Source organism: Microcystis sp. M165S2, assembly GCF_020245885.1.
Lineage (GTDB): Bacteria > Cyanobacteriota > Cyanobacteriia > Cyanobacteriales > Microcystaceae > Microcystis.
The window spans coordinates 1-7,830 of record NZ_JADBTZ010000143.1; the positions used below are offsets into that span (position 1 = coordinate 1).

Below are 7,830 nucleotides of genomic sequence, written 5' to 3' on the forward strand. Positions count from 1 at the left end.
ACAATAAGTTATGACTTAGAAACTAATCAACAACTAAAGCTTATGCTTGTAGCTAAGTGAAATCATTGATTAAGAGACCTGTGCTTTTCAATAACTTTTTCAGCAAACCCTAATTAGGGTTTGCTGAATAAATCTAAAAACCTTGTTGGGTAAGACTTTTAGACTTTTTGTCAATCAAAAAGTACCAGGCATGGGAGTGATCAGGGGGAAAATTCAGGTACTTTTTCCCTGAAAATTAGGTAGTTGGCCACCTGAAAATCGGTAAAACCCATCCCCCATCCCCCATCCCCCAACCCCCAACCCCCAACCCCCACCGAAAAACTTTTTCAGCAGACCCTAATTAATACCAATCATCCATCGACCGGAAAATTGAGGCATCGGGGAACACAGTTGGATTACCACTAGCAGCGATTTTTTGTCGTAATTCTCGCAGTTGTTTATTCCCAATGAGAAAGTCACTTTCTACTAATTGATAGGGCAGTACATTATTATCTAAAGCATACACGGCCGTGATGCCAGCAGCTACCCCAGAGGACCACTCGAAGGAATGGACACGATAGGCGGCCGCGGCAATATGACTAAGGGCGATACTTTTGCCCGCTATCAGTAAATTATCGATTTTTTGGGGAATTATAGCCCTTAAAGGGATCTCGAAGGGGTAAGCTTGCCCTTGTCCCTGTCTTTCTCCTGCTTTTTCTGTATTACCCGGTTTTTCGGGGGGATGTTCCGTCATGCAGGGATGAAAATCAATCGCATAGTGACCGATACCGACGGAATCGGGGTAAATAGTCGATCGCTTGCGTTTAACGGCCTGATCGGGGGATAATGTGCCATCAAGTACGGAAAATCCCTCTAATCCTGCCAAGGTGGCAATTAAGCGCCGATATTCTGCTGGAGAAAGATTTTGACGATAGAAATCGCTTTGAAAATTTTGTCGGGAAATATCGATTTCTGTGACGGTAAAACCATCGGGGTAAGTCAGGGAAGGACGACCGATAATCCGTCTTGCTTCCCGAATATAGGGATATTTTGACAAACCGTGGGCAGTACCCATGGGAGAATCAAAACCGGAGAGATAACGGTTATTCAAATGGGGAACTTTTACCCCGTCCCCTAACTGGGAATCGGTGGTTCCTTCTACTAACCAATAATAGTAGGAAATGGCGTGTTCTTCGCCCCTCGCGAGGGTTTCGGTGCGTAATCCTCCCATCCATCCCCCCGGAGATAACTGTCCTAACTGTTGCAACTGTTCACGGGTGTAGATAAAGTTATCCTTAGCAGTCCCCGGACGATAATCATTTCCCCAGGTCCAATTCTGCATGGAAATATCCCCCGGGACGGGTTCAGTGAAAGTAATTCCCCCAAAGGTTTTCTCTTTACCCAGTTGCGGACTCCAAATACGACGATAGGTGAAAACGAGGTCAAAATCGGCTAATCGGGGCAATTCATAGCTAAAATAGGGGGCATAGCGTTCATAATAAACGGGTTTCTCGTGGGTTTGTGGTTTTTCTGTTTCCTCCATGGCGAAGGTATAGGTAAAGCCTTGGGTACAGTAGGGGTCTCCAGTGACGCTAGAGGAAGAAGGTTCGAGATAACTGCGCTTATCGACACCTAAACGGTAGGGAATATCTGATAATCCGATTATTTCCCCTGTTTCGGTCGCTTCAATCACATACCAATCTGCTAATTGATTCGGTTGGGAGGATTTGGGGACAAAACGGAGGATTTTCTTATCAAAACGGGGAGAATTTTCGTAGCGATAGATATCCTCCATTTTTTGCGATAAAAACTCGGTATTTAGGGGAGGAGTACCTTTTGCGGGACTATGTTGAATAGCAATTACACCGGTAATCTGTTGACCGGTACCGCGATTGGGTAAAGTTTCAATATTTAATTCTTTGACTACCGTGGAGGGAAACCATTTCAGGGTTCCTTTGCCTTTTTTGGCAGCGTCTTCTAACTGTTGAAATAATAATTTATGTCCATCAAAAGGCAAAAAACAAGACCCGCTTACCCAACATTCTCCGGGGTTGCGTTTCCCGTAATGCTTTCTAATTCTTTCCCTAAATTCTAGATAACCTTTCGGGAAAAATAATTTTTCTCTTTGTGTTCGTCTTTCATCTAATGCGGAGGTTCCCTGAGAAGATATCTGTCCCCCCACCCAGTCGGTAATCTCGGTTAAACAGACGGTTTTTCCTAATAATAAAGCTTCGTAGGCCGCACCGGCACCGGCTAAACCACCACCCACCACCAGAATATCACAGCCGACGGTTTGATCCAGTTCTCGCGGGGGGGCTGCTAGGGTGAGGGGAGTGAAAGCTTGCAGGAGAAATAACCCCAAAGAGAGGGATTTGAGGGGAGTAAAGTGATGATTGAAAATTTTAGGTGACATTATTGACAAATATCAATGTTGTGACTGAGAGTTTCTTCTTTCTTTGAAGCAGTAGCCAGAGAATCTGTTCCTGAAATCCTGATTCTTTTTTTTGGGCGATATTGAGAGATTATACACCGCCAAGCTGACAATCGATCGCTTTTCTGGAAATGTTTTGACAAAATAGAGATAGCCTGATTCGGTGTCATTCCCTTTGTTATTCCCTGTAATCCTTCCTATGTTAAATTCAAAACAAACCCGGGTAACACATCTTCTCCGGATAAAATAGCAGGTAAATTAATAATTTCCACATCGCTATTTAGTCGATAGATTTCCACCTGCTGCTGTTGCGGATTAATCAACCAACCCAAACGTAAACCACTGGCTAAATATTCACTCATCTTGTCCTGTAAAGAGGTTAAAGAATCGGTACGAGAACGTAATTCAATCACAAAATCGGGACACAAAGGTGGGAACTTTTCTCGCTCTTCTGCGCTCAAAGCTTCCCATCTTTCCCGTTTTATCCAAGCAACATCAGGAGAACGATCTCCTCCATTTGGTAAACGAAAAATTGTCGAAGAACTAAATACCTCACCAAGTTGAGTTTGTTCGTTCCATACCCCAACTTTAACAATCAAATTAGCTTCCTGTTTACCACTATTTCCACCCACGGGAGGCATAATTAATAATTCTCCTTTTTGATTACGTTCTAAATTCCATGTTTGATTAGCCTGACAGAGACGATAAAATTGTTCATCGGTCAGATTAACTGTCTCTAGATTTAACACTACAGTTTCCATCGCTTCTCCTTCTTGCTGCTTTATACAAGATAACTTAATTATAAGAATGGCTATATCGGTGATTCATCTCAACCTATTTATCTAATTGACTCTCTAAAAATTCTGGCCAATCGGGATTGGTAGTGTCTAGGGAAATTAGATAGGGTTGTTCTTTTTCATTAAAAGGTTCTGTTTTCTCAATTTGGGCATTTAAAACCTCGATAGTAGCGTCAGAAATATCACCTTTTCTAGCGGCAATCCGTTGTTTTAAAACTTCTATAGGTGCGTGACAATGGACAATATGAAAAGGAATCTGTAAATTTTTGGCATAGGTTAATAAGGGTTCTCGCCAAGCATATTTATCGTAGCGTGCATCAAGAATAACCGGATAACCTAAAGCTATTAAGATTTCGGCTAATTCTGCCAGTCTAGCGAAGGTTTTTTGACTCATTTCCAGACTATATATGTCGAGAATTCCTGTTTGATTTAAGTCAATTCCAGCCAAATGTTTGCGAACTGCATCGGAACGAATCTGAATAGCATTAAGATTTTTAGCAATTACTTTCGCTATGGTACTCTTACCCGAGCCAGAAAATCCCGACATCAGAATTAATCTCGGTTTCTGCGGTTGTGTGTACTGCCAAGCTAATTGATAATAATCCTGTACATTGGCTTTAATTTTCTCGGAAAAACTGTCACCATCAAGCAAAAAACTATTGACTTTTGCCCTCACATATGCTTGTCTAGTCAGGTAGAGAGGCAAGACTTTTAAACCCTCCCAGTCGGCGGTTTGTTCTAAATAAGTATTCACAAATAAATTAGCGAAATCTTCTCTCCCCCTAGCGGTTAAATCCATGGCTGTAAAAGCAAGATCATACATGACATCAACAAAGCGAAAAGATTCATTAAATTCTATGCGATCAAATAATTGTATTTCTCCCTGCCACTGACAGATATTATTTAAATGTAAGTCTCCGTGACATTCGCGAATCATCCCTTTTATTTGTCTTTCTTCTAACCAATCTCCGTGTTCTGCGAAGAATTTATCTGTATAAGCTTTCGTTTCATCGTATTGTTTTTGGGTTTGGACAAAATTAATATATTTCTCGGTTTGTTGGTAGTTTTCATCAAAAGCTTGTTTAATAACTTCTAAATTGCCAAATTGGGTAATATAGGAATTAGTCACAGCTTGTCGATGAAATCCTGCCACTTTTTCAGCCAAAGATTTTATAGCTTTTTCCGTTAGTTCTCCCCGTTCAAAAACCTTACTCAGTAAACATTCTTGGGGAAACTGATTCATTTTTAAAATGTATTCGATCGCTTTCCCTTCTCCATTTAAACTTATGATACCCCGTTCCTCATTAATTGACAAAACTTCCAGATAGATATTCGCCGCGACTCTTTTATTTAACTCTAGTTCCTGTTCTAGATAATACTTTCTCTTTTCTAAAGTGGAGAAATCTAAAAAATTATAATTAACTGGTTTCTTGACTTTATAGGCATAATCTCCTGTCAAGAAGATAATTGAAGCATGGGTTTGGATAATTTCAACGGGAATTTTTACAGAATGAGGATAAAAGTCGGGATTTTTTAATTCTTCGATTAATCGGTTGCTATCCATAGGGAGAACTCCTGTCGGTTGCATCTCATTTTTGTCAATTTACTAGGTTGGGATTTTTAAAGGGAAACTCTCTGCTAGAATTGGCTGTTATTTCCGATTTTATCACTTAATCTTTGACTCTTGGGGGATTCTACCCCCCAAACCCTCCGTTGGGGAGTGGGAAGTGGGGAGAAGGGAGCGGGTTTTTAAAGTTTGATTGGCAGTTAGTCGTACCACTAAAAACCGATTTGCTCTCAGATGTCCGTGGAGGAACTGTCTCCCCCAAACGCTGGAAAGCATTAGCTTTGCAAGTGGGATGCTTACACGGGGTTGTTCATACATTTGTACCAGTTTAAGGATGACTGATAATGGCTGATTGTCGGTAAGCTGTTGACTATCTGAATTACTCGTTAAAACTGCGTGGGAGCGGGGTCAGCTTTAAGCCAAGTAATTAGGGGTACAGTTAGTTTTAGATAAATTTGATGCTGGCTATTCCTTCTTAAGTTATATTTATAAATATCCCCTCGACAGTTTGAAGATCGAACCTTTATCCAATCTTTACCATCAAAAACCGAGCATTTAGCCATGTTATCGACTATAATCGGCCTAGAACAGAACTTGGAGAAGTACAAGGATTTTGGTTGACTCAGGCCTTGAAACCAGAAGATGTGACGCAATTGCCGTTAAGTAACTGTTCCGAATCACACCCAACACTTTATTGAGAAAATAAATTAAGTCAAAGACGAATAAGCTATGACTTTTTGAGAGAGCATATTAACTTATATTTTGTCGAGGTACCGAAAAAATGATTAATGGTTCATCCAATTCCCGTTATCTCCTCATTGTGGAAGATCCTCAAGGGAGAAGAACAATTACCCTAGAAGACATGAAATATTCTCTCGGCCGTAAGTCCGATAATCAAATTGTTCTTCGCTCCAAACACGCGTCTCGCTATCATGCGACTTTAATTAAAAAGAGTATTGATCGCCAAAAATTTTCCTATTGGATTCTTGATGGTGATTTAGAGGGAAATAAAAGTCATAATGGTATTTATGTCAATGGGTCTAAATGCTTGGTTCATGAATTAAAAGATGGTGATTTAATTAACTTTGGCTGTGATATAAATGCCAGTTTTCATTTAATAGCCAGTCAAGAAAAAATAGAGCAAGCACCGGTTAAAAGTTCAGGACAGCTACGAGTGCATCTAACGGAAAATGAAGCAAGTTATAGCCAGAATAACCTCCACACAAAAAGTACCCTAATTCTCCATAATTCCCCATCCCAGACCCTTAGTTTTGATAACAGGACTCAAGAGGAATCTTCCCTAGATCCTCTCACGAATTTGCCTAACCGTTCTCTCTTTAATGAATATCTGTCAAATGCTATTAATAATGCCCAGAAAAGTAATCAACTGCTCGGTCTGTTATTAGTGGATGTAGAGCGGCTAAGAAATATCAACAATCGACTAGGTTATCGACTGGGAGATAAGCTATTAAAAATCGTCAGTGAACGGTTAAGAAAAAATTTGAGATCGGGGGATATAGTCGCTCGTTGGGGAGGGGACGAATTTATTATCCTGCTGCCACAAATTAATAATGCCAATGATCTGGAAAAAGTTAGTCAAAGAATTATTAAAACCCTAGAAAATAATTACGAAATCGAAAATCACTCCCTAGCCGTGCGATTAAATTTAGGTTCAGTTATCTGTCCCCCCGTCGGCACAGACAGAAAAATAACTTTACAGAAACTGGAGAAGAATTTAGTAGCGGTCAAGAATAATATCAATAATAACTCCAGGATAGAGTCAGTTAATGTTCGCCCTAAAAATACTCGTAGTTCTAAAGTTGAATATTTTCTCTATCAGGCAATCAGAAACAATGAATTAGCTCTTTACTATCAACCGCAAGTTAATATGACTCAGGGACAAGTGGAAGGGTTAGAGGTATTATTGCGCTGGTTACACCCTCAATTCGGATTAATCGCTCCTAATCGTTTCTTACCCTTAGTCGAAGAAAGCGAGTTAATCCTTGAGCTTAATCGTTGGGTGCTGAAAAATGCCTGTCAACAAGCACAAATATGGCAGCAGCGAGGATTATTATACACTCCCATCTCGATCAATCTGTCCCCGCACCAATTGCGGGATCCGCAGTTGCTCACCATCCTCAAAGAAGTCTTGACTGAAAGCAAAATCGGGCCTTTCTTTCTGGAGATGGAAATAACCGAGACAAGTTTACTAGAAAATAGCCGCGAAACCGGTCGAATTCTTGGGGATTTGCAGGAATTGGGTATTAGTATCACCCTTGATGATTTTGGCAGCGGTTACGCGTCGATCGCCTATCTCGGTCAATTTCCCGTGAAAAAACTGAAAATAGAGCAATCTTTAACGAAAAACCTGAGTAATAATCCCCAAGATACCCGTTTTATCTCGTCATTGTTAGCGATAGCGAAAAGTTTTAACTTAATAGTGATCGCCAAGGGAGTAGAAACCCAACAACAATTAGAAATCCTGCAAGAATTAGGTTGCGAGAGAATGCAAGGCAATCGCATCAGTGGACCTCTAGCAGTGGAGGAAATAACTAAATTTCTCCACATCCACCGCAGCCTGTCAGTAATCAGCACTCAGTGATCAGTTACCAGTTATCAGTTATCAGTTATCAGATCTGGGTTTTTAGTCAGGGGTATTAAGTGAGGAGGATGAAATAGCATTAACAGTGCTGTCTTTTCACTGTTTACTGATTACTGATAAATGATTTTGGCCACTGATTCCGGTATGATCTGAACAGAATATCTAGTATCAAATACTTACTCATCGAAAATTTGGGTCTGAAACCCCGTCGTTCTAGGTTGGCTTTACTGTTAAATATTAGCACATTTACAAAATATATGCTAAAATGTGAGACATGGAAAAAGCCTATTGGTTCCGATTTTACCCCACACCAGAACAAGAGTCGCTATTGCGGCGCACCTTGGGCTGTGTAAGATTAGTTTACAATAAAGCTCTCCATCTCAGAACACAAGCATGGTACGAAATACAAGAAAGAGTAGGATATGCTGAAACGTCTTCAATGCTAACCGATTGG

5 protein-coding genes are annotated in these 7,830 nt (G+C 40.5%); 2 read left to right on the forward strand and 3 right to left on the reverse strand.

The genetic code is table 11. The features are described 5' to 3' along the window. Positions 1 to 340: 340 nt before the first annotated feature. From IM479_RS07560 to IM479_RS07570, 3 genes are all read right to left on the reverse strand, one after another. Positions 341 to 2,392, reverse strand: coding sequence for an FAD-dependent oxidoreductase (locus IM479_RS07560; protein WP_286824297.1), 2,052 nt, complete (start codon positions 2,390 to 2,392; stop codon positions 341 to 343). A 215-nt stretch (positions 2,393 to 2,607) separates the two neighbouring features. Next, positions 2,608 to 3,171 carry a Uma2 family endonuclease gene (locus tag IM479_RS07565; protein ID WP_287684238.1) on the reverse strand — a complete coding sequence of 188 codons (564 nt, stop codon included), beginning with the start codon at positions 3,169 to 3,171 and terminating at the stop codon, positions 2,608 to 2,610. Between the two features lie 73 nt (positions 3,172 to 3,244). Next, positions 3,245 to 4,771 (reverse strand): bifunctional aminoglycoside phosphotransferase/ATP-binding protein, encoded by a 1,527-nt coding sequence (locus IM479_RS07570; RefSeq protein WP_287684239.1) that lies wholly within the window; start codon positions 4,769 to 4,771, stop codon positions 3,245 to 3,247. A gap of 784 nt (positions 4,772 to 5,555) precedes the next feature. On the opposite strand from IM479_RS07570, the gene IM479_RS07575 reads away from it, so the two are divergent. Then, positions 5,556 to 7,376: an EAL domain-containing protein gene (locus IM479_RS07575; RefSeq protein ID WP_287684237.1), complete on the forward strand. Its 1,821-nt coding sequence runs from the start codon at positions 5,556 to 5,558 to the stop codon at positions 7,374 to 7,376. A gap of 274 nt (positions 7,377 to 7,650) precedes the next feature. Then, the coding region (locus IM479_RS07580; protein WP_287699324.1) for a helix-turn-helix domain-containing protein at positions 7,651 to 7,830 on the forward strand (180 nt) is incomplete at its 3' end.

Bases quoted from the DNA above. Each gene is read 5' to 3' on its own strand.
- IM479_RS07560 (WP_286824297.1), bottom strand. From the start codon at position 2,392: ATGTCACCTAAAATTTTCAATCATCACTTTACTCCCCTCAAATCCCTC.
- IM479_RS07565 (WP_287684238.1), bottom strand. From the start codon at position 3,171: ATGGAAACTGTAGTGTTAAATCTAGAGACAGTTAATCTGACCGATGAA.
- IM479_RS07570 (WP_287684239.1), bottom strand. From the start codon at position 4,771: ATGGATAGCAACCGATTAATCGAAGAATTAAAAAATCCCGACTTTTAT.
- IM479_RS07575 (WP_287684237.1), top strand. From the start codon at position 5,556: ATGATTAATGGTTCATCCAATTCCCGTTATCTCCTCATTGTGGAAGAT.